The sequence below is a fragment of the Cerasicoccus sp. TK19100 genome (assembly GCF_027257155.1).
GTDB lineage: Bacteria > Verrucomicrobiota > Verrucomicrobiia > Opitutales > Cerasicoccaceae > Cerasicoccus > Cerasicoccus fimbriatus.
The window spans coordinates 161468-181824 of the sequence record NZ_JAPWDU010000005.1 but is presented as its reverse complement, the minus strand read 5'-3'; the positions used below and the strand labels follow the sequence as shown (position 1 = coordinate 181824).

16 protein-coding genes are annotated in these 20357 nt (G+C 56.2%); 9 read left to right on the top strand and 7 right to left on the bottom strand.

Annotated features, from left to right (window positions below; translation table 11 throughout):
• Positions 1 to 3: 3 nt before the first annotated feature.
• Together O3S85_RS13480 and O3S85_RS13475 are read right to left on the bottom strand one after the other, a co-directional pair.
• A complete protein-coding gene (locus O3S85_RS13480; RefSeq protein ID WP_269540953.1) occupies positions 4 to 990 on the bottom strand; it encodes an SLBB domain-containing protein in 987 nt (328 codons plus the stop codon).
• 25 nt (positions 991 to 1015) lie between these two features.
• Complete coding sequence (locus tag O3S85_RS13475) at positions 1016 to 2194, bottom strand: porin family protein (RefSeq protein WP_269540952.1); 1179 nt, start codon at positions 2192 to 2194, stop codon at positions 1016 to 1018.
• Positions 2195 to 2596: 402 nt separating this feature from the next.
• Between O3S85_RS13475 and O3S85_RS13470 the strand changes: the two genes are divergently transcribed.
• Entirely contained in the window at positions 2597 to 3940 is a 1344-nt protein-coding gene (locus tag O3S85_RS13470; RefSeq protein WP_269540951.1) for a hypothetical protein, read from the top strand.
• A gap of 3 nt (positions 3941 to 3943) precedes the next feature.
• On the opposite strand, the gene O3S85_RS13465 is transcribed toward O3S85_RS13470, so the two are convergent.
• Positions 3944 to 5443, bottom strand: coding sequence for a sigma-54-dependent transcriptional regulator (locus tag O3S85_RS13465; RefSeq protein ID WP_269540950.1), 1500 nt, complete (start codon positions 5441 to 5443; stop codon positions 3944 to 3946).
• A 151-nt stretch (positions 5444 to 5594) separates the two neighbouring features.
• Between O3S85_RS13465 and O3S85_RS13460 the strand changes: the two genes are divergently transcribed.
• A complete protein-coding gene (locus O3S85_RS13460) occupies positions 5595 to 5738 on the top strand; it encodes a hypothetical protein (protein WP_269540949.1) in 144 nt (47 codons plus the stop codon).
• A gap of 26 nt (positions 5739 to 5764) precedes the next feature.
• On the opposite strand, the gene O3S85_RS13455 is transcribed toward O3S85_RS13460, so the two are convergent.
• The 3 genes from O3S85_RS13455 to O3S85_RS13445 all read right to left on the bottom strand — a co-directional run bounded on the left by O3S85_RS13455 (position 5765) and on the right by O3S85_RS13445 (position 8253).
• Positions 5765 to 6433, bottom strand: coding sequence for a PEP-CTERM sorting domain-containing protein (locus O3S85_RS13455; protein WP_269540948.1), 669 nt, complete (start codon positions 6431 to 6433; stop codon positions 5765 to 5767).
• Between the two features lie 247 nt (positions 6434 to 6680).
• On the bottom strand, positions 6681 to 7652 hold the full coding sequence (tal, locus tag O3S85_RS13450) for a transaldolase (protein ID WP_269540947.1): 972 nt from the start codon (positions 7650 to 7652) through the stop codon (positions 6681 to 6683).
• A 100-nt stretch (positions 7653 to 7752) separates the two neighbouring features.
• Entirely contained in the window at positions 7753 to 8253 is a 501-nt protein-coding gene (locus O3S85_RS13445; RefSeq protein ID WP_269540946.1) for a DUF423 domain-containing protein, read from the bottom strand.
• A 115-nt stretch (positions 8254 to 8368) separates the two neighbouring features.
• Between O3S85_RS13445 and O3S85_RS13440 the strand changes: the two genes are divergently transcribed.
• From O3S85_RS13440 to O3S85_RS13410, 7 genes are all read left to right on the top strand, one after another.
• The gene (locus O3S85_RS13440) at positions 8369 to 9169 is read left to right on the top strand and encodes a TorF family putative porin (protein ID WP_269540945.1); all 801 of its coding nucleotides are present in this window, start codon (positions 8369 to 8371) and stop codon (positions 9167 to 9169) included.
• Between the two features lie 108 nt (positions 9170 to 9277).
• Positions 9278 to 10486: a 3-dehydroquinate synthase gene (gene aroB / locus O3S85_RS13435; RefSeq protein WP_269540944.1), complete on the top strand. Its 1209-nt coding sequence runs from the start codon at positions 9278 to 9280 to the stop codon at positions 10484 to 10486.
• Positions 10487 to 10588: 102 nt separating this feature from the next.
• A complete protein-coding gene (locus tag O3S85_RS13430) occupies positions 10589 to 11194 on the top strand; it encodes a hypothetical protein (RefSeq protein ID WP_269540943.1) in 606 nt (201 codons plus the stop codon).
• Between the two features lie 84 nt (positions 11195 to 11278).
• Entirely contained in the window at positions 11279 to 12019 is a 741-nt protein-coding gene (gene lpxA, locus O3S85_RS13425; RefSeq protein ID WP_269540942.1) for an acyl-ACP--UDP-N-acetylglucosamine O-acyltransferase, read from the top strand.
• A 70-nt stretch (positions 12020 to 12089) separates the two neighbouring features.
• Positions 12090 to 14204, top strand: a complete 2115-nt coding sequence (locus O3S85_RS13420; protein ID WP_269540941.1) for a hypothetical protein — start codon at positions 12090 to 12092, stop codon at positions 14202 to 14204.
• Positions 14205 to 14303: 99 nt separating this feature from the next.
• On the top strand, positions 14304 to 15851 hold the full coding sequence (locus O3S85_RS13415) for an exosortase/archaeosortase family protein (protein WP_269540940.1): 1548 nt from the start codon (positions 14304 to 14306) through the stop codon (positions 15849 to 15851).
• 22 nt (positions 15852 to 15873) lie between these two features.
• On the top strand, positions 15874 to 19143 hold the full coding sequence (locus O3S85_RS13410; RefSeq protein ID WP_269540939.1) for a hypothetical protein: 3270 nt from the start codon (positions 15874 to 15876) through the stop codon (positions 19141 to 19143).
• Positions 19144 to 19149: 6 nt separating this feature from the next.
• On the opposite strand, the gene O3S85_RS13405 is transcribed toward O3S85_RS13410, so the two are convergent.
• A complete protein-coding gene (locus O3S85_RS13405) occupies positions 19150 to 20217 on the bottom strand; it encodes a response regulator (protein ID WP_269540938.1) in 1068 nt (355 codons plus the stop codon).
• Positions 20218 to 20357 lie beyond the last annotated feature (140 nt).

Genomic DNA, 20357 nt, shown 5'->3' with positions numbered 1-20357 from the left:
GTCTTAGAATTTAATCCACTTCTCGCCGACAATGATGCGGTCACTTGGTTTCAGCAACACATCAGTGTCCATACGCCCTTTTTCCAGGATTTCCTCCACATCAATCTCCTGCTCGTCGCGATTACCCTCTTCATCAAAACGGATCAGCTTTACATCCGAACCGTCACCAAACTGAGTAAAACCGCCCGCCGTGAGGATCGCCTCACTGAGCCGAATCTTCTGCCCAATCGAGATCGGATAAACCCCGGGCCGGTTCACCGCGCCGCTAATAGTGTATTGGCCGCTGGTATCCCCGCGGCGCGCTACAAAAATACGGTCGTTAGCGCGCACAATGATATCCTGATCAAGCCGCCCGGTTTCCAGAATCTGGGCAACGTTGACATCGAATCGCTCCGACGCCTCGGGATTTTTAGGGTTAGGCCGAATTAACGATACGCGCGAGGAATCAGCGTAAACGGTAAACCCGCCTGCCCGCATGATGGCGTCACTCACGCGCAAAATATCGCCGGATGGAATTTCCACCATCCCTTCCTTGTTCACCTCGCCCATGACAATGACCATACCACGGCGGGCATTCCCCTCATGCTCGGAGACCAGAACGGTGGCCTGGTAATAGAAGTCCTGCTTAAGCGCATCGCTAACCTTGCGGGCAAACTGACGGGCTGTTTGACCCACGGCAGAGACATCTCCCAGCAGAGGCACATCCACATTGCCATCCTCATCAACCAACAAGACCTCGGGTGGCTCGCGGTCTTCAAGCACGGTGTACTCCAGGCGATCACCTACCTTGATGGCCTTCGAGTCATCCAACTCGCTCATGGCCACGTTGGAATCGTCTTGGTCAATGGGAGGTGCCGGGGCCCGATAATTCGGCGAGAGTTCGTCATCGGCATCATCCACCGCTGACTGCCCAACGCTAGCTTGGCTACCGGCTCCGGGCACGGGATTGACCGGAGTTGTATCCACTTGCCCGAAAGCGGTTCCCATCATGGCCAGCGCCACCAATGCGAACAGCCTAAAAGTCATACCGCAGACCCAGCGTAACAATATTGGATGTATACGACCGGTTAAACAAATTGGAATCTTTGTGCGAAAAAGCATAATCGAGGCTCGCCGTCAACTTGCTGGACAAAGTGTAGTCAAGACCAACCCCAATGCCATAGCGACCATAATCTTCTGCAGTGGATACCGGCATGCCGGCGGCGTTGAGGCCCGAACCGCCAGAGTCGGCACCAAGTTCGTAAAATATTTGTCCACGAGGATTTAAACGGCTGTTCATTCGCCAATTAAAGGCATAAACCACCGAAAAAACGGAGTCGATGTTCGATAAGTAACCGTAATTAAAGCTGTGACCGACGGTCAACGAATGCTCGTAAACGCTGGAAATACGGTGGCTCACGGTTGCCGAGCCGATAATACCCTGTGGCTGGCTGGAGTCGTTGATCGTTCCTCCGGTATCGAAGTAGAACTGCTGGTAAGCTGCGTTCGCCGCGAAGCTGAGGCTTTCCGTCGCCTGCCAAATCGCCATGGGACCAATCGACCAGCTCCAGCTGTTATTATTGACCCCCTCTTCGTAAACGTTGCGCGATCCGGTAGCTGTCACGCCGACCGTGAGATTGTCCTCCACGATGAAACGGGGGCCACCGGTAAGCTGATACTCATGGCGCTGTGTGTAGTCAAAAATAGATGATGTGGGGATGACGTCAGCACGGCTAAACCCGGCAAAAAGAATGACATCATTGAGTTCCCAGTCCGCATCCACGCCCGCTACGTTATAGAAGCGGCCATAATCGAGCGGGTTGTTCGACACCGAATTGCCGTTGAGCGCAAAGGCGTCCGCGGCATCCACCGTGTAAGACAGGCGATCGTAAATTTCAAACGTCACGTCATCCACAAAGACCGTGAAAGCAAGCTCGGTATTCGGCGTGAGCGTGAGGAAGTTATTGATGGAATCCAGCTCCGGATTACGAATATACTTCTGGTAGCCTGCGCCCACCGTGACGCTGAGCGTATTCAACTCCGATACTTGATACCGGCCGTTCAAAAAGATACCCGGCTGGAGAATAACGTCCCAGATGGGGTTATACTCCGCGTAATTGATATTGTCGTTGTATGTAATATCAAAAGTCGCCGCCAGATCGAATAGGAACCCGCCAATTTTGAAATTTTCGTTCTGCGCCTGCGCATTGGACATAAGGCAGCCAATACACACGGCCAATAGGCCCCAGCGTCGTTTAAAGTGGACTTTGCAGTTAAGAAGCATTATTACCCCTAGATATATAAAGAGAAAAGATTGAGTCCTGTCTATGAATGCAATCGCATTTAATTCAAGATTTCTTTAAAAAAATAGCGTTTTGACCGATAAAATAGCAGTGTCCAAGCTTCCAACGGCTTAATTTGCTGTTAATTTAGTAATAAGATCGTAGCATTAACACGCAATTCAATGAAATTTCTTCCGAAAGCGAAAATGTTCATCGGCCTCATGGCATATGCTGTGAGTGCCCTAGGCGCGCATGCCCAAGCAGGCAGTCCGCCTGTCCAATCGGCCCCAGCCAAGAGTGCAGCAGCTCAAGAAACACCCATTAGCCTGCTCCAAGTGCCTGAGATCAGCCAGGAAGACTTGCTCGACAAGCAGAAGAATTTAGCCCGTTGGCACATGGGGGCAACGCTTTATGACGCATCCGAGGACTTCCTGAATCCCATCACCTGGCAGGAAGCCGATAGCACCGAAACCATGGGCGTGCTCATGCTCGATGACCCGACCGGTGCCTTTGAGGTCAAGCCCGGCGAATATCGGTTCGTGATCGATTTGACGGATTTCTTCAACGTCACCCGTTTCAATTTTAAGAACTTCACCGCCAAAGGCTCCGTCCAGCTTTACTACTCGCGCTCTCTGGATGCACCAGACGCCAATACGTGGACGAAGGTCGCCGCGCCTGACGAATTCACTAAAAACCAGGTGGTGAGCCCAAAGTTCCAGCCCTTCAACGCCCGCTACATCATGGTCCACCTGAATATCACCCAGGCAGGACTCATTGGCAACATGGGCGCGTTCGGCGATCTCTCCGTCGCGGAAATCCGGATGAATAAGAATGAGCGCGACGAAAACCTGGCCGCCAACACTGCCCGGGCATCTGACTCCAAGCCAGTGAAATACAATTACGCCAGCGCCCACTCCGACTCCCGCGTCACCTACGTGAGCTCCGGCCAAGCCAACAACGCGATCTCCATGATCGATGATGACGTGGAAACATTCTACGACTTTGATGAAGGCGATGAGGAAAATATCGTCATTGTCGACCTCAGCGACCAGCGCGAGGTCAACAGCGTATCCATGCTATTTGAATCCGGCCCTGGCGAATTCGACTTCTACGTCGTCAATACGCTCCCAGACGATGTGCAACAAGTAATTGACGAGCAGGAAAAACAAAACCGCGCCAAAACCGAAGCCATGAAAGGCAAGCCCGACAAGGGCGAGGACGACATGGCCATGATCTTTAACAACGGCCAATGGGAACCCCTGCTGCTTGCCCAGAACAGCGCCGGCGACGCGCTCGGCTCCCTCATCGGATTCGCCGGTGACGCCATCTTCTCCACGGTCTCACTGCCAGGCACCTTTTTCTCTTCGATCTCACCCACCGTTAAACAAACGGTCAATGGCTCAGACGAGCGCTTCCGCATTGATTTCTCAAACTTGACGGGCCGTTTCCTGATCATCCGGTTTACTCCAGAGCCCGGCAGCGGTTCCACCATGCGCGTCTATGAGGTCAGCCTGATGGGTGACATTATTGCAGACACCGACGACCCACCCGTCGAGCGCGTCGAGGCCTTCAGCATGTTCAACCCCGGCTCCGGCTCGTTGGACCTGGCACCGCCGCCAACCCAGATTCTGGCACCGCCAGTCCCCTCACCCGCGCCACCGCCGCCAATTAGCCCGTAATGGCTAACTGCCGCTGAGGTATTTTTTAACGGTCCGGCGGTCTAATTCCAAACGACGCCCAAGCTCTTCGTAGTTGGGCGTTTTTTCATAGAGTAGGCTCACGTAGCGCGAAAGCAGATCATTGGCGGTCAGGTTGCCCATTTGGATTTCCAGCGCCAGTTCGCTGGCCGGGCTGTTGGCATCGGGCTTGCCCAAGGGCTGCGGCGCATACTCACCGTGCACGAGAATATTGCGCACACATTGCTCCAGCTCACGGAAATTTCCTGGCCAGGGGTAATCGGCGTCCAAGTCACGCTCCACCACTGCCATGACCTCATCCGTCAACACCGGTGCCTCATCCGCGCCTACCAATTTCCGCGCAATGTGCGACACCAGGTTCTCCAGCTCCCCGGGTGATTCGCGTAAAATCTCCCGCAAAGATGGCGTGCGCACATGGTCGGCGTTGAGCCGGAAATAGAAGTCCTCCCGAAAGCGCCCGGCCTCAATTTCGGCTAGGAGGTCCCGGTTGGTGGCAGCCATAATTTTTCCCTGAAAAGCATGCTGCTCGGTATCCCCAATGGGTGAAAACGAGCGGGTCTGCAACAAACGAAGGAGCTTCACCTGAATAGCCGGCTCGGTCTCGCCAATCTCATCGAGAAAAACGGTGCCATGCTGACCGCAAACCGAAAGGTAGCCCTTGCGGTCGTTCAGCGCGCCGGTAAACGCCCCTTTACGGTGCCCAAACAGTTCGCTTTCGATCAAATTCGAGGACAAGGCCGACAAATTGATCGGGTAAAATGCTTTAATGAAGTCCTCCTCGAACTCGCGCGTGTTTGGGTTAAACGGAATGAACCGGCTCAGCCCAATTGCCCGGGCAACCAGCTCTTTACCCGTCCCCGAAGGACCGGTGATCAGCGTAATGATGTCCCCCATGCGGTCGGCCAACACTCGCTGGTAGCGGTCCATATCGTGCGTAAAAATCGACTGCCAGATGCGCGCCCGTAATTTCGTGGCCGCCGGACTGGTCCCTACGATGTATTGAAAAATGTGCTGGAACGCCCGGCGCACCTGAAAAAACACCCCGAAGAGCCGCGTTTCATCGATCATCGCGTAGGCCCCGACAAAGCCCTGCGGCAACCAGTGGCGCACCTCCTGGCAAAAGCGGTCGTAAAACGGAATACGCTGCGCGGCGCTTCCCCGCACATGAGCCGCCTCGATCACTTTGTCGAAATCACGACGAAACTGGTGGAAGATATGGAAGAAGACCAACTCCTGATAAAGGTAGGCATCCCGGTCATTCGGAGCCCGGCTCAAATCCCAATTACTGCGGCCGGAGTTAATGGTCCGCTCCAAAAGGGCAAGAATAGCCGCCAGATCGGACTTCTCTTCGCCGCGCCCCCCTTGCCCATCCAGGATTTCACGCTCAAGTACTTTGCGTACGTCTTCAAACGGATTCATCCATACCAGCCGCGCCAGGCTCTGTGCCAGCGGCCGCTCTTCAGGGGAAAATAATCGGGTGCCCATTGTGCAAATTATGTAGGCACGTAAACATCTGATGTCAATCGCCGGAAAGCCACGCAACATCCTTTTCCACAAAACAATCAGCATAACACTGATACACAACAACTTATACAGCATTAACTCAAATTGGCATGCTGCGCGCAACTCATAGCGCATGAACACCAAACAACAGCCCAACATCGATCAACAGTCCCAAACTCCTCGCCGCTTCTGCGACAGCATCGGAATCACTGGCCTTGCGTGCCTCGCCTTCTTTGCGGCTTTTGTCGCCCTGATCGAGCACGCGGGAAAATTTTAGCGCAAAGCGGAAACCCTTACTAAACTCTAGCGCCGACGCCGCAGCCAACAAGCGGCACCTCCCGCCAGAACCACCAAACCCAATGCACTGGGCTCCGGCACGAGTGCGAAATTATCAAAGGTTTGGGCGGAAAAATCATAGAGCGCAACTTGGCCGGATGAGAATTGTGTCGTCGTTAGCGTTGTCGCAGCTGTCGGGGAGCCATCCACGAATACCGAATACGTGTCGCCCACAACGGTCACCCGCAAGTGGGGATCACTCACACCTGGCGTGAAAACGCCATTGGCAGTATTCAGAATGGAGCCATAGCCCGTGCCGTCGGTCACAATATGCCAATAAAGGTCCCCACCGCTCGGGCCCGCCACCAGCAACACGCCGCTCCGGCCAACCGCCGTACTGGGCACATCCGCACTGCGCAACCAGATGCCGCCGTCTTGCACATTTTCAATATCGAACTCCACTTCGAAGTCCGTCAGCTCAAACGGAAGCGCGGACAACGCATTCGGAAAAGACGACGGGCTCGCCGCGCTGTAAACACCGCCACTGGCAGCCCAGGAGCCTTGATTATTCTCCCACAATGGGTTGGCACCCGCGTTGAAATCATCGAAAAACAGAATAGCGTGCGCACTCGCGCCGCCAAAGACCAGCGACAGACACACTGCCGCGATTGAACGATTCGTAGTAAGATTTGCCATAGCCGTAGTAGTTGGGTTGCCGTAAGAACAGTGTGATCTTACCAAATTGCGATCTCAAGTCGAGAGCCTACCCTACCGGATACCCCCTAGTCATGATTGGTGGCAATTGACCTTTCGCAGATGGATACGCCCGACACCGACGCCGATTTTCCGCCAGTGCCAGACAGGGCGACATAAAGAAAAACCCGGGCCGCATCGACCCGGGTTGGAAAACTTCATCCAGAGCGCCACTGTGGGCGACCTAGCATTAAAGCGCTTCGACGATCTTCTTCTCGAGCTTTACGATGTCGGCCCCGAAGCGACGAATGCCATCGGAGAGCTTTTCCGTCGCCATCTGGTCTTCGTTCAGCATCCAGCGGAAGGTGTTTTCGTCCATTGAGATCTTTTCAATGTCGGCTTCCTTGGAGGCCTCGGCGTCGAGCTTCTTATCGAGCGTACCTTCGGTCGCGGCGAGCTCACCCAGGAGCTTCGGGCTGATGGTGAGCAGATCGCAGCCTGCCAACTCGATGATCTCACCGGTGTTGCGGAAGCTCGCGCCCATGACCTCGGTCGTGTAGCCAAACTTCTTATAGTAGGTGTAGATTTGCTGGACGGATTGCACACCCGGGTCTTCCGCACCTACGTAGTCCTTACCCGTGGAGGCTTTATACCAATCAAGGATGCGGCCAACAAACGGCGAGATCAACTGCGCGCCGACTTCCGCCGCGCCAATGGCTTGAGCCATGGAGAAGAGCAGCGTCATGTTGCAATTAATGCCGTCTTTCTTCAGAATTTCTGCGGCCTTGATGCCTTCCCAGGTCGTAGCGAGCTTAATCAGGATGCGCTCACGGGAAATGCCGTTCTTTTCGTAGAGATTGATAATGTCCTTGGCCAGAGCGACGCTACCGTCGACATCGAAGGACAAACGGGCGTCCACCTCGGTGGAAACGCGACCGGGAACGATTTTTAAAATTTCGCTGCCGAAGGCGACCAGCAGGTCAATCATCACCTGGCGGCTGAGGGCGTCGCCAGTGAGGCTGGAGCCTTTGTTGTCGGCGATGGCTTTGTCAAAAATCGCCGCATACTCGGGCATTTCGACCGCAGTGTAAATCAGCGTCGGGTTGGTCGTCGCGTCCTGCGGCTGGTATTCCTTCATGGACTCGAAGTCGCCGGTATCCGCAACCACCTTGGTGTATTGCTTCAGGGATTCGAGTTGGTTCGTGGCTGTTTGAGTGCTCATGGTGTGGTATTATAGATTTGGCAGTGTGGCCGGGTGTTAGTTTTTGAAATGGATGTTAGCCAACGCTGCCCCTGAATATGGCGCCAATGCGTGGGTGACTTCAATCTTTTAGCGCAGATTTCACGGCAATTACTGCCAATATCCCCCAGCCAATCAGAAAGCAGGTTCCACCCAGTGGCGTCACCGGCCCCAACCACCGCATATCACTCAACGCCAAAAAATATAGCGAACCGCTAAAGACCAGAACACCGACCGTCCAAAACCAGGCCACAGTCGCAATCGCTCGCCCCTTGGCTGGTGCCAAGCCGAGGGCAAAGAGCGCCAGCGCATGCCAGAATTGGTAGTCTGCCGCCGTCTGCCAAGTGCCAGCTTTTGCACTGGCCTCCAGCGTTTCCTTGAGCCCATGAGCCCCAAATGCACCCAGCGCGACGGCCAGGAATGCCATTACGGCGGCCACAGCTACCATACACGGATGAGAAAAATAAGCTGTTCGATTGTGATCACTCATACAGAAAATACCTTGGTTAAAGAATTTAATTGAGCGTATTTGATCGCATACTAGGGTTTTTGCAACAACTGCCCAAAATCCGGCACATGACATGCTTAAACAAATTCAGAAAAAAATCTTGTTTTTTTGAACAAATTTTGAAAATCTATGTCCTGTTGAGCCTAACCAGCTCATAAAACCTAGCAAACAAACCTAACTGACACACATCATGAAAAAAGCAATCGCGACTATCGCTATCGCAGGTGCCGCAACGGCAGCTTCCGCTGATTTCCTCAGCGACCTGTCCATCGCAGGTACCTTCGACTATGAGTCTTCCTACATCTATCGTGGTGCCAAGCTCGCACAAGCATCCTTCCAGCCTTCGGTTGACTTCGGTTACTCCGTTCTGGGCGGTGACCTCTACGCAGGCGTATGGACCAACCAGCCGATCTCCGGCGGTGCCAACGAAATCGATTTCTACACCGGCTATGCATACCCGGTAACTGACATCTTCACCGTTGACGCTGGTTTCACCTACTACTGGTACCCGGAAGCATTCGGTGCTGGCGCAATCAACCAGACTCGTGAAATCTTCATCGGTGCATCCGCTGACGTTCTCCTGAGCCCTGCAGTTTACGTCTACTATGACTTCGATCTGGAGCAGACCGTAGTAGAATTCTCCATCGGCTACAGCCTCGACCTTGGCGAATACGTTGGCACCGAAGGCCTGTCCTTCGACACCGGCGCATACCTCGGTATCCTGAATGCCAATTCCTACAATGCAGGAATGAACGCACCTAAGCTCGGCAACGGCTACACTTACGGTGGTATCACTGCTGACCTCGTATACGCGTTCAACGAAAACGTATCGAGCTCCGTTGGTGTTCGCTGGTCCGTTAACAACGACGGCGATTCCCAGACCGGTGGTGTTAACCCCGCAACTGGTAACTTCTACGGCGTTGGCCCAGCTAACTTGGCTGGTGCTGAGTCCCAAATCTGGTTCGGTGCTACCCTCGGCTTCGCTTACTAAGCTTAGTTGAGCAAACACTAAAATCACTTTCAACCCGCGCTGGAATTCCAGCGCGGGTTTTTTCTTTCCTGATTTCGTAAATTGGATTTTGCTGCCCTCTTGCCGACTATGAGCGAATCTTCCACCTCCTCCGCAAGCACCCAAAAGCTAACCGTCGATCTCGGCGACCGCAGTTATCCCATTTGGATTACCGGGGACGCCAGCCATCAACTGGCCAGCGATCTGCGCGTGCGCAAAGGCGCTACCGCCAGTCTGATCGATGAAGCACTGCTGGGAAGCCTGCCCGAAATTGAGCAAGCGGGCTTCGTCATTCCCCAACATCCAAAGGGAGAGACGGCCAAGTCCCTGACCATGCTTGGTGCCATCTACGACTCACTGGCCGAGCAAAAGGTCGCGCGCGATGGTTGCCTCGTAGCCATCGGCGGAGGCGTGACCGGCGACCTTGGGGGATTTGCGGCCGCCAGCTACTTGCGCGGTATCGACTTTTATCAGGTCCCCACCACCCTGCTCGCGATGGTCGACAGCAGCGTCGGCGGAAAAACGGGCATCAACATCGCCGCCGGCAAAAATTTGGTCGGAGCCTTCTGGCAGCCTAAAGCGGTGTATATATCCACCAGTATTTTGTCCACCCTGCCCGCCTGGGAGTTTTCTGCGGGCATGGCAGAAGTCATCAAATACGGCATGCTCTACGACCGGGCGCTGTTTGATCAACTCAACGCACTCGAGCAGCCGTTAACCTGGGACCACCCGGCTTTGCCCGGCATCATTCACCGCTGTTGCGCGATCAAGGCAGAGATCGTCAAGGCCGACGAAAAGGAAACCGCCGCCAGCGGCGGCCGCGCCCTGCTAAATCTTGGCCACACCTTCGCGCATGCCATCGAGAATGTAGCCGGTTATGGAGCCTACCTGCATGGCGAGGCTGTAGCGATCGGGCTCGTCCTGGCGGCGCGCCTCTCCGAAAAGCTGGATGGCTTCGACATTGACGCGGCAGATGTGTCAGCGGTTTCCGCCATGATCAGCCGCTATCACTTGCCGACCGATTTGCGCACACCACTCAAGCGGCGCAGCCGCGTGGCCGACTACCAATGGCACCAGCGCGATTCGCAGCCAGCGACTGCCGAGGACTGCCCAGCCGACATCGAGCCGCAGGCCTTGCCCGTCGATCGCCTGCTCGACGCCATGAAACGCGATAAAAAAGTGAAAGCCGGCAAACTGCGATTCGTTGCCATGGAGACCCTTGGCCAGGCCGTCACTGTGAACGAAGTCGACGAGTCACTGGTGAGAGAGCTTTGGCTGGAAGCGGGAGCCACCAGCTAATAGAGCCTGCAAAGGCTTCACATTTAACGACTTGCTAAATCAGACGAAGCTCAATAGTAATTATTTCAGTGAAACGCTTGTCCCTGAGAATTTAACACGCAAATGGCCGGAATCGACGAAACCATAGTCCGCGAATACTTCGAGCTGAACGGCTTTCTGGTCCGCCAAATGCGCAAGTATCAGGTCCAGAGTCGCGCCAAACGGAGCGAGGAAGAGATTGATTTAATCGTCCTCAACCCCGGCTATCGCCAGCAGACGCGCAAGCCGAATTTCATGCTGTTTTCCAACGAACTGCCGCTGATTCAGCGGGCAGTGGTCTTCGTCAAAGGCTGGCACAGCCAGAAATTCACTCCGGCCACCCTGCGGGGAAGCGCAGACATTTTCAAATTCCTGGAGAAGGATGTTTACAAGCGCGCGGAGGAGTTGTTTGCCATCGAGCGTGAGCAAGTGGGCGACCTCGGCAACTTCATGAAAATCCTGGTCCTGCCCGGCCTGCCCACGCACGAGCCGCACAAGAGCGAGTCCATCAAACTGCTGCAGGACGTTGGCCTCGACGCCATCATCTCCTTCCGCTCCATGCTGCAGGACATTGTGGGCAAAATCGAAACCAACCACAACTACTCCAAGGACGACTTCCTGCAAACACTCCGCATCCTCAAAAACTACGACATGGTCAAGAGCCCACAAATGGATCTTTTCAAATCCTAACCGGGGCAGACCGAAACCCGTCGATGTCGGCGTTGCATTGCTCGCTTGAATGCCGGCAAAACGGAGTTTAACGATAGTTCAAAAATGAATAGTGGCCAAGAATTTCAGGGCGTAGAGAACAATGTCGAGCTGGGCGAAGGCGTGCGCATCGCGCCCTTTGCGATCGTGAAGGGTGGCAGCATCCTCGGCGACCGCGTGCAGGTGGACCACTTTGCCGTCGTAGGCGGCAACCCGCAATTTCTCGGCTTTGATGAGTCCCTGAGCACTGGCGTCAAAATCGGCACAGGGAGCGTGATCCGCGAAGGCGTCACGATCAACCGCTCCACCCACGAAGGCGAATTCACGACCATTGGCGAGAAATGCTTCCTCATGGCCAACAGCCACGTGGCCCACGATTGCGCGCTGGGCAACAACGTCATCCTGGCCAATGGCGTGCTGCTGGCAGGCCACGTCACCGTAGGCGACAACGTGTTTTTCGGCGGCAACACAGCCGTGCAGCAGTTTACCCGCATTGGCGAAGGGGCGATGGTCGCCGGCCTCGCGCGCATCTCAATGGACGTGCCTCCGTTTGTCATGACCGGCTATGAAAACGATGTCGTCGGGTTGAACCTCGTCGGGCTCAAGCGGCGCAATTTTTCGGCGGACGAGATTGCAGACCTGAAGCGCTGCTTCCGCGCCGTCTATCTGAGCAAGCCCCACGGCTCCCCGACCAAGAAAGCAGCCGATGCCCTGAATTCACTTCCGGAAACTGCTCGTGGCGAACAGTTTTTGCGATTTTTCACCGACTGCGAAAAACGAAAATTCCTCCGATCTCGCATCAAATAATTAGCCAGCGCTACCTGCAACATGGCCTTGTCATTAGGGTGATTTTCAGCATCCTATTAGGGCCTACTGCATGAAAAAGCGTCGCAACCAGAAGAGCCGTTCATGGCTTAAAAATTTTCTTGATGACTACCACTACTTTCGCACTCACGGCCTATCCAATCGTCGCAAGAAGCTGAGGCAATGGTGGAAACTTCGCCAGAGCTCATTTCGTAAATGGAAGCTAAGCCGCCCCATCGAGAAAAAGATCCGCGAGCAGGAGCGGAAAAAGAGCGCAGAGAAATTTAACCGATCAGTCGCCAAGGCCCCCAAGAAAGCCAAAGAAGGAATCGGCGACTTCAGAAAGTGGGTATTCGGCTTACCTGGCGAAACCATCAAATCGGCACGCAGTTGGATCAAAAAGGCGCGCAAAATGACGCTCCGCGAGTTGGCGGGTGAGCTCTGGCAGGGGTACCTGGGTCTGATCGCCTACCTGATCATCATTCCGCGCAACTATCTCAAATGGGCCAAGCGGAAAAGCGCCTGGCTCCGCTACTCGATGCACGCCGGGATCGTGGGCTTCATCCTCGTCATGATCACCAGCCCACTGATCATCAGGCAGGCAAAGCATTGGCGGGCCAATACCCTTCACCAGGAAGCCAGCTCCCTCCTGGAGCGTGAGCAAGTCCAGCTCGCCTACGAAAAGTCACGCACAGCCTCACTGCTCGAACCCGATCAAAAAGAATCACTGGAGCAAACGCTCGACATCGCAGACCGACTGCGGCACCCGCACACCATTTGGTGGGCTGAGCGCGTGGCCCACTCGCGGAATTTCGATTCCGAATCCCTGGCAAACATCGTGGAGCACTCCATCGATTATGGTCAGTTGGGCATCGGCAACAAATACCTTTCCATCATGCGGTCACGGTATCCGGAGAGCCAGAGTTCCGCGGACATGGAGTTGGAGCTGCTGCTGCGCCAGGAGCGGCGGGAAGATGCCATCTCCAAGTCCATGCGCATGGTCCTGAATCAGAGCAACAGCCCTCTCGCCCACCGCGTGTTCGTGGAGCACGGTATGTTCGCAGGCGATTCGGAACTGCACCAGACCGCGCTCAACATCCTGTCCCAGCAAATTGAGCGCAAAGACGGCGTCGGCCTGGAACTGGCCAAACTGGGGCTTCGCCTGCCTCCGGAGTTCCGTAAAAACATCCCCTTTGATACCCGCGCGTTGCGCGATATCGTCGTCAACCATCCGCTGGCCACCAGCGAGGACCGCATTGAAGCCAACGGACTGGCGAGCTTCCTTGGGGAAATCTCACAAAAGGAGGCCTACGAAGCGATCCTGGCGGAATACGAGGACGATGAAATCGCCGATGCGTTGGAAAGCCTCAGCCGGTTCGACGTCTACTACGGCCGCAACCAACTGATCCCCGAGGAAAAGATTTTCACCGACTCGAACTACGCACTGTCCTACATCGAGTGGCTGGTGCTGGCCGAAGATGGCAACATCCCCGAGGCCGAAGCCCTCCTCACCGGTGAGGCTGAAAGAGCGCTGCCCATAAACAATTCCCAAAAGCGCTTTTGGCAGGCAATGATCGCCAACGTCCGCGGCGATGAAAAGGAATTCTCCGTCCGGCTGCTCCAGTCCCTGGAAAACTCCACCACGTCAGACTGGAACTACATGCATTACCTGCTCGTCAAGCACACGGAATCGCGCCATCAGCACGCATTTTATCGTGAGCTGTTTGGCCGCCCGGAAAGCCCGCTACTCTCTGCCGAGCGCTACCTGATCCTCAGTTATCAGCTCGGCTACGAGGAAGAGCTCCAAATCCTGCTGCGTCAGATTCAACCTGAGCGCTTTGCCAGCCGGCCTGACATTCTGAGCTTTCTGATGTATTTAAACGCCATTCATCAGCGCAACCTCACCTACACCCGGCAGCGCTTGGAAAAGCTCATTGGCCAATACCCGAAAAGCGTCCCGCTCTATCGCAACCTGGCCTTCGTATACGCCATGAGCGGCGAACGCATGCTGGCGCGCTCGATCAACAGCGAGCTGCCGCCCATCAGTGATGAGTCCAGCATCCGCGACCAGCTCATGTGTGCCTACATCATGGATGACCCTTCACTGCTTCCCGAACTGGAGGAACTGCCGTTAAAAATTGAGCAGGAGATGTGGCGGAAACTTGCCAGCGAACGCCCTGCGTTGTGAGGGCAGTCGCCACCCTGAAGCAAACCGGCAGAGGGGTCTTGATAAATACTTCCAAGTGAGCCTTATTGGGCAGCTGATGCCAACGCTACGTCAATCAGAATGAACCACACCACGCTCAAGATTTGGCTGCTGCCACTGGCGTTGCAGTTCGCATTTTACTACCAGATTTCCGGCTTCTGGGATCCCGATTCGCATTATTTCTATGGCTGGGGCATTCCATTTTTGAGCCTGTTTCTGTTCTGGACCCGCAGTGAGGACGAGCCCGAACGCGACGCTCCCTGGATGCTGCTTTTGGTCCCGGCATTGGTCTTTTTCCTGATGTTCGCCGGCATGCGTGTGCTGTGGGAAACCATGAGCTCCTGGCACATGCTGAGCTGGGCGCAGGGGGCTTGCCTGGCTGCGTTTTGCATAACCTGGGGCACTGCCTGGGGCGGATTCCGCTGGTCGTGGCACTACGCCTTTCCCCTGTTGTTCTTTCTGGCGTCCATTCCCTGGCCCGGACGGCTTGAGCTGGGCGTCAGCGATTGGCTCACCGGCCACATTGCCAACATCGTCACCTTTTCCCTGCAAATGCTGGGCATCCCGGCCATGCTACAGGGCATTCAGATTTCCATCGGCGACGCCAAGGTGGAAGTCGCCGAAGCATGCAGCGGCATCCGGTCACTGCAGTTTCTGCTGGTGGCCACGCTCTTTTTGGGTGAATACGGTAAATTTTCCATGCCCCGCCGGATTACGCTGCTCGCCTGCGGCATAGTGGCGTCCTTTATCCAGAATGCGATTCGTGCGTTGGCCCTGGGATGGATCACGGGCATTGAGGGGCAGGAAGCCTATGACCGCTGGCATGACAACGCCGGTGCCATTACCTTCGTGGTAGGCTTGTCCATGGTGCTGATCGCGTTCCTGATTATCGAGCCTAAGGACAACAATAAAGCCACCCCGAAGAAGACAGAGTCCGCGTATCCGATTCCCGGCATTTGCCTGGCACTCACCGCGCTGGTGCTGATTGCCTATGGCGGCGTCGAGCTCTTCCGCTACAAGTGGTATGACATGCCGACCATGCACGAAGCCAAAGCCTGGCAGTTGAACGAGGAGGCACTGAACAAACTGCCTTGGCACCGCAGCATCAAGGTGGATGAGGTCGTGAATAATGTCCTGGAAACAGAAGACATTCAAGCCGGCCAATTCCTCTACAACGACAGCCTGGTAAACTACAATTTCGTCTCCTGGCCGGAGGGCTACTCCGTCATGCGCGTCAACGCGCACAACCCCGAGTATTGCATGGGCTCTGTCCAGGGCCTCGAGCAAACGAAGCCTCTGGAAGCCCAGATGATGACTGGCAATTGGGATGGCATCGAATGCGAGGTCTTCGAATTCCGCCACACCATCAGCGCGGAGAAAATCACCATTTTCCGCAGCCTGATGCTGCCAGTCAGCACCCAAAATTACTATCAGTTTTATCAGCAAGCGTCCGGCAGTTGGTGGGACAAATGGAAAATGGCCTACCATAACTTTTGGGACCGCGTTGACGAAAACAGCATGCTCACCCGGCAGTTACTACTGGTCGGCGTGACCTCGCCCACCCCGGGCCAAGAAGACGCGGCGCTGTATCATTTCCTCAACGAGGCCATCATTGAAAAGCCTTTATAGCGCCCCGTTTCCAGCAATGATCATGCACGCCAAAATCCTCCTACTTCTTGGAATACTTTGGGCTGCGGGATCAGCCCTGAGCGCCAATGAAAGCATCCACTTCGAAGAGCTCCTGGGGCAGAGCTATGGTCGCGAGCTGGTGCAATTTGACGTCCCCAGCGGCGCGCCGAAAGAATTCGCAATCAAGGGGGCAAATGGAGTCGTTCCCCATCAGCGATCCGGCAATTCCATGTGGTTTATCGCCGATCCGGTTGAGCGCTATGGCTCGTTTCAATACGAGTTGGTGGCCCCAACGGAAGCAGCGACCAAGGACACGTTAAGGATCAAGCAAAACAAGGATTCCCTGGAGATTTCCACCGGCCTGCTCAGCGCACGCTTTCCGCTGGGCGAAGGCAAGGGCAACCCACCCCCGCCTCTGCTCAATCTCCGCATTGGCGAGGGCCCGTGGAGCGAGCAAGGCACTTGGCAAACCCCGCCCAGCATCGCGGGCTGGTCGACGCAGCTTCAGGAGTCCGGTCCGGTTTTCGCGAAAGTGCGCATCAGCTACACCTTCAAGGACGACACCTTCGCTAGCTTCATCGCAACGATCATTGCCGGTGATTCCGCGATCTACTGGCGCATGGCCTCCAGCGGCGATCACCCCGAGGCAAAAGCGGTTTTCAACCTGCCCGCCCTCCCCGGCGTGCAAACGGTCCAGCTCCCCAAAGGCTATGGCCAATGGGCGAAGCAAGACCGCAAGGTACCGGCCGCAAGCCTGGTCAACGAAACTTACCAACTCAGCCCCCAGACCAGCCTGCTCGCGCTGTTTCCCAACAACCCGTGGCAAATCCAATTCGACAACGGTCAACGCGATATGCGCCTGTTCTCGCGAGCGCCGGGTGACTGGGTGACACCGATTGCCGAACAGACCTACTACGGGCAGGAGAAGTGGAGCCTGCCCATGATTGAAAGCATGTGGGCCGGCTGGCGCGCCTGCGGCATGCCCGTCAACTACCATCGCGATGGCGGCATCGAGCTGATTGCCCCCTGCTCGCGCGGTGTTCGTGAATGGGCAATCTCGTTCGGCGAACCGCGCATCGGCCGTGAGCTGGAGGCCGTGCTGGCAATGACTCTGGAGTGGCCCGAGGACGACCAGCACCCCTTACTTTTCATGGATCAGGAGGCGATTGACCGCGCCAAGCCTCGCATTGCAAACATCCCCCGGGGTGCCGACTGGGCGGCCAAAGTGCTGCCAGTCCAAACCAATGCGCCCCTTGCCGAAGCCGCGCCTGCCATTGACCAACTCAGCAAACAGCTTGAGCTGTTGGGCGAGTTCGACGTCATGCGCAAAGCCATTGGCACGGCGGGCCTCTATGACGCGCTGGTCGACTCCCCTTGGCTGAGCCCCGAGCAGCGCCAGCGCTTCCGCGCGCAAATGGCCTACCTCGCCTACCTGCTTGCGGACCCCAAATGCTGGTCCAGCGAGCGCGGCTACGGCTCGGGCAACCCCAACATGCACTGCTCGTATATCCTGTCGTTGGGCATCGCTGCCTGCGTGCTGCGCGACCACCCGATGTCCGCCCAATGGGCCGACTACGCGAGCAAATGGATGGACCACTGGCTGGATCATGAGGTCGACGCGAACGGTGCTTGGATTCCCGAGGGCTCCCACTATGGCAACGTCAGCCTGGAAGCGCTCGTGGCCTATGCTATTGCTGCCCAGCGCGCAGGCCACCGGGACTTTACCAATGATCCGCGCTTGAAAAAGCTGCTCCATTTCTTTGCCCAGCAATACACGCCACCTTCCCCGACAAACAACAACGCGCGCGTAACAGGAAACTACGGCCGCGGCGTCTCCAGCGAGCGCCTCTCCACCCTAGGGCTGGCCGCACGGATGACCCAGCACAGCGATCCGGAGTTCTCCGCCCAAATGCAATGGGCCTGGGCGCAAACCGGCTTCGACATGGGACTGGGTGACTACCGCCTCGGAGGCTTTCGCTTCCTCTACCTGGACCCCGGCCTCCCCCAGAAAAAGCCCGAATGGACCAGCGAGCAGTTCCCCGAGTTTGGCGCGGTCTTTCGTGCAGGCTTCGGCTCGGAAACCGAGAGCTTTGTCAATTTTCTCGCAGGTGTTCAGTCCGAGCGCAACCTCGACATCTGGACGCCGTCCGTCACGGACATCGCCCAATGGTACGCGCTGGGCAAGCCGATCAGCAGCTGCTTCACCCTTACCAACGGAACCAGCGACCGGCACGAATTGCTGAGCGAAGGCGTCCAGCTCGCCCGCAATTACCAACGCGGCGAGAGCGGCCTGCCCTTCGGCTATTATTCAACGACGGATTTCACCCACTTCGCCACGCTCCCCGGCATGGACTACGCCCGCACCGTGAAAACCAACACCAAGCCCGACAATCGCAATTGGATGCCGCGCGCCCTGCCCGACTACCCACCAATGAAGGCAGCGCAAGGCGACACATTAACCGTCGACCGGCAAGTAGTTTTCATGCGCGAGGAAGGCGACTCCAGCGGTCCAGCCTACCTCGTCATCCGCGATACCGCCTCAGGCGGGCAACCCACGGCTTGGCAGTTCTGGACACTGACGAACGGCCTGCACGCAAGCGATGATCCGGCATCCTACGAGCTCGCCCAGGATCAGAAAGCACCCGCAACCAAACTCGCCGACAGCGACCGCTACACAGCCAAGGGCCAATACGGTATCGACATGGAATACTTCATTGCCGCCCCCAGCGATACGCCGCGCTACACCCTGCGCTACGGCGGCAACAACGACACCTTCCGCGACCAAACCCAGTGGCAGGACCTTCTTCACTTGCAGCGCCCCAAAGATGGCGCGTATTTCATCGCCCTCTACCCGCACACGCGAAAAGATCAGGCACCGCAGTTTAGCACCAACCGCGATCAGAACGTCATCCATGTCGACGACGAGCACGGCAGTGATTTCATTTTCCTGAACGACCAACTCACTCGCGCCAGTCTCAACGAGGCGCAATTTTACGGCACCGCTGGCAGCATCAAGCAACGTGGGAATGACCATCACTTGTCGCTCGGCGCGGCGGGCACAGCATCAATCGGGAAATTGGAGCTCGAAGCGGAGTTCCCCGCCGCCGTGTCCATCTCCGAAGGCCGGCTCGTGATCAAGGTGCCGACAAATGCCCTTGGCGGCGATCTGCGCCTAACGGCTCCTGGAACCTGGTCGGGCGTCAAAACTCCCGGAGCGCCCGCGAGCTTTAAGGATAGCCTTGAGCTATCACTAAGCCCCGGCGAACATCACCTGATCTACGAAAAGCGCTGACCCCCTCTAGGTATTCGGAAAGAAAAAGCTGAGGCGAGCCTTGTCTGGGGCTTCACGGACCAACGATACGTCGCCAAAGTGGCGCTTCATAATGTTCGTGCTGAGGCGAAGCGGCATGTCGGCTGCGTCGCCACTGGTGGATTTCTGGCTGAGGTCGAGCAGGTCCGGCACCGCGTCCAAGCGATCCGCCGGGGCCTGCCAATTGATTTCCAGCTGCATCGCATCTTCTGCTTTGGTCGCACCCACGGTGATCTCAGCACCAGGCTCAGTAAGCTCCACCAGCCACGGCAGAATCTGCCCCATCATCAGGTTGACCATGCGCACATCGGCAAAAATCTCCGCACCAGCGTCTGCCGTGAGGGTCAAACGAGTCCCTTTGACAGCGAGCAGGTTGTCCCACTGCGCCCAGTCAATCTCCTGCCCGAGCGTGAGCATTGAGCGCATCGTGGTGTCGTTCCCCGCCAAGAGGTCACCCCACTGCCGCACGTTGTGGAAAAAGGTCTGCAACGCAGCGAATTCTTCGCCGAAGTACTTGGCGCTGGAATCAGACAGCTCGGCCAGCTTTTGCTGAACCGGCTCCCAGCGCTCGACCTGGCGCTTCAGCTCTTCGTTGAGCGCTTGGCTGAAAATCTTCTGCTCCTGCGCGAGACGCTTCAGGCGCTTCTGATTCGCATGAGCCTGCAAGTGCTGGCGCACGCGCAGGATTAGCTCTTCCTTGTCGAACGGCTTGATCAGGTAATCCGAGCCACCGACATCCAGCCCGCGAACGATCTCCTCCTTTCGGCCCAGGCCGGTCAGGAAGATCACCGGGATATCGCGAAAACGTGGGTTCTCGCGCATCTTGCGGCACACTTCATAGCCGCCCATTTCCGGCATCATCACGTCGAGAAGCACGAGGTCGATCGGCTGCTCTTCAAGGATCTCCAGAGCCTTGGCACCATTCTCCGCGGGGAACAGGCGGCACCGGTCGTCCTCAAGAAAGCTCTTCAGGATGATCAGGATGCTTGGCGCATCATCCACTACCAGAAGGTTTCCGGATATCCGCCGTGCTGGCTTGGGTGTTGTTTTCAACATTGCGTGGGCTCTTGACTGTAAAGTCTATTAACGGAACTAAAATCGAATAGCGCGAGCAGAAATATTTGACATACCCTACGGCGCACGATGAGTGAAATTATGGGAAGGCACCCGCTTTCCATGAATGAGATTCTCCGATC

Excerpts from the sequence above, each read along its gene's own strand:
- O3S85_RS13480 (WP_269540953.1), bottom strand. The coding sequence starts at position 990 with ATGATGGGAACCGCTTTCGGGCAAGTGGATACAACTCCGGTCAATCCC.
- O3S85_RS13475 (WP_269540952.1), bottom strand. The coding sequence starts at position 2,194 with ATGTCCAATGCGCAGGCGCAGAACGAAAATTTCAAAATTGGCGGGTTC.
- O3S85_RS13465 (WP_269540950.1), bottom strand. The coding sequence starts at position 5,443 with ATGGGCACCCGATTATTTTCCCCTGAAGAGCGGCCGCTGGCACAGAGC.
- O3S85_RS13460 (WP_269540949.1), top strand. The coding sequence starts at position 5,595 with ATGAACACCAAACAACAGCCCAACATCGATCAACAGTCCCAAACTCCT.
- O3S85_RS13455 (WP_269540948.1), bottom strand. The coding sequence starts at position 6,433 with ATGGCAAATCTTACTACGAATCGTTCAATCGCGGCAGTGTGTCTGTCG.
- tal (WP_269540947.1), bottom strand. The coding sequence starts at position 7,652 with ATGAGCACTCAAACAGCCACGAACCAACTCGAATCCCTGAAGCAATAC.
- O3S85_RS13445 (WP_269540946.1), bottom strand. The coding sequence starts at position 8,253 with ATGTCATGTGCCGGATTTTGGGCAGTTGTTGCAAAAACCCTAGTATGC.
- O3S85_RS13440 (WP_269540945.1), top strand. The coding sequence starts at position 8,369 with ATGAAAAAAGCAATCGCGACTATCGCTATCGCAGGTGCCGCAACGGCA.
- aroB (WP_269540944.1), top strand. The coding sequence starts at position 9,278 with ATGAGCGAATCTTCCACCTCCTCCGCAAGCACCCAAAAGCTAACCGTC.
- O3S85_RS13430 (WP_269540943.1), top strand. The coding sequence starts at position 10,589 with ATGGCCGGAATCGACGAAACCATAGTCCGCGAATACTTCGAGCTGAAC.
- lpxA (WP_269540942.1), top strand. The coding sequence starts at position 11,279 with ATGAATAGTGGCCAAGAATTTCAGGGCGTAGAGAACAATGTCGAGCTG.
- O3S85_RS13420 (WP_269540941.1), top strand. The coding sequence starts at position 12,090 with ATGAAAAAGCGTCGCAACCAGAAGAGCCGTTCATGGCTTAAAAATTTT.
- O3S85_RS13415 (WP_269540940.1), top strand. The coding sequence starts at position 14,304 with ATGAACCACACCACGCTCAAGATTTGGCTGCTGCCACTGGCGTTGCAG.
- O3S85_RS13410 (WP_269540939.1), top strand. The coding sequence starts at position 15,874 with ATGCACGCCAAAATCCTCCTACTTCTTGGAATACTTTGGGCTGCGGGA.
- O3S85_RS13405 (WP_269540938.1), bottom strand. The coding sequence starts at position 20,217 with ATGTTGAAAACAACACCCAAGCCAGCACGGCGGATATCCGGAAACCTT.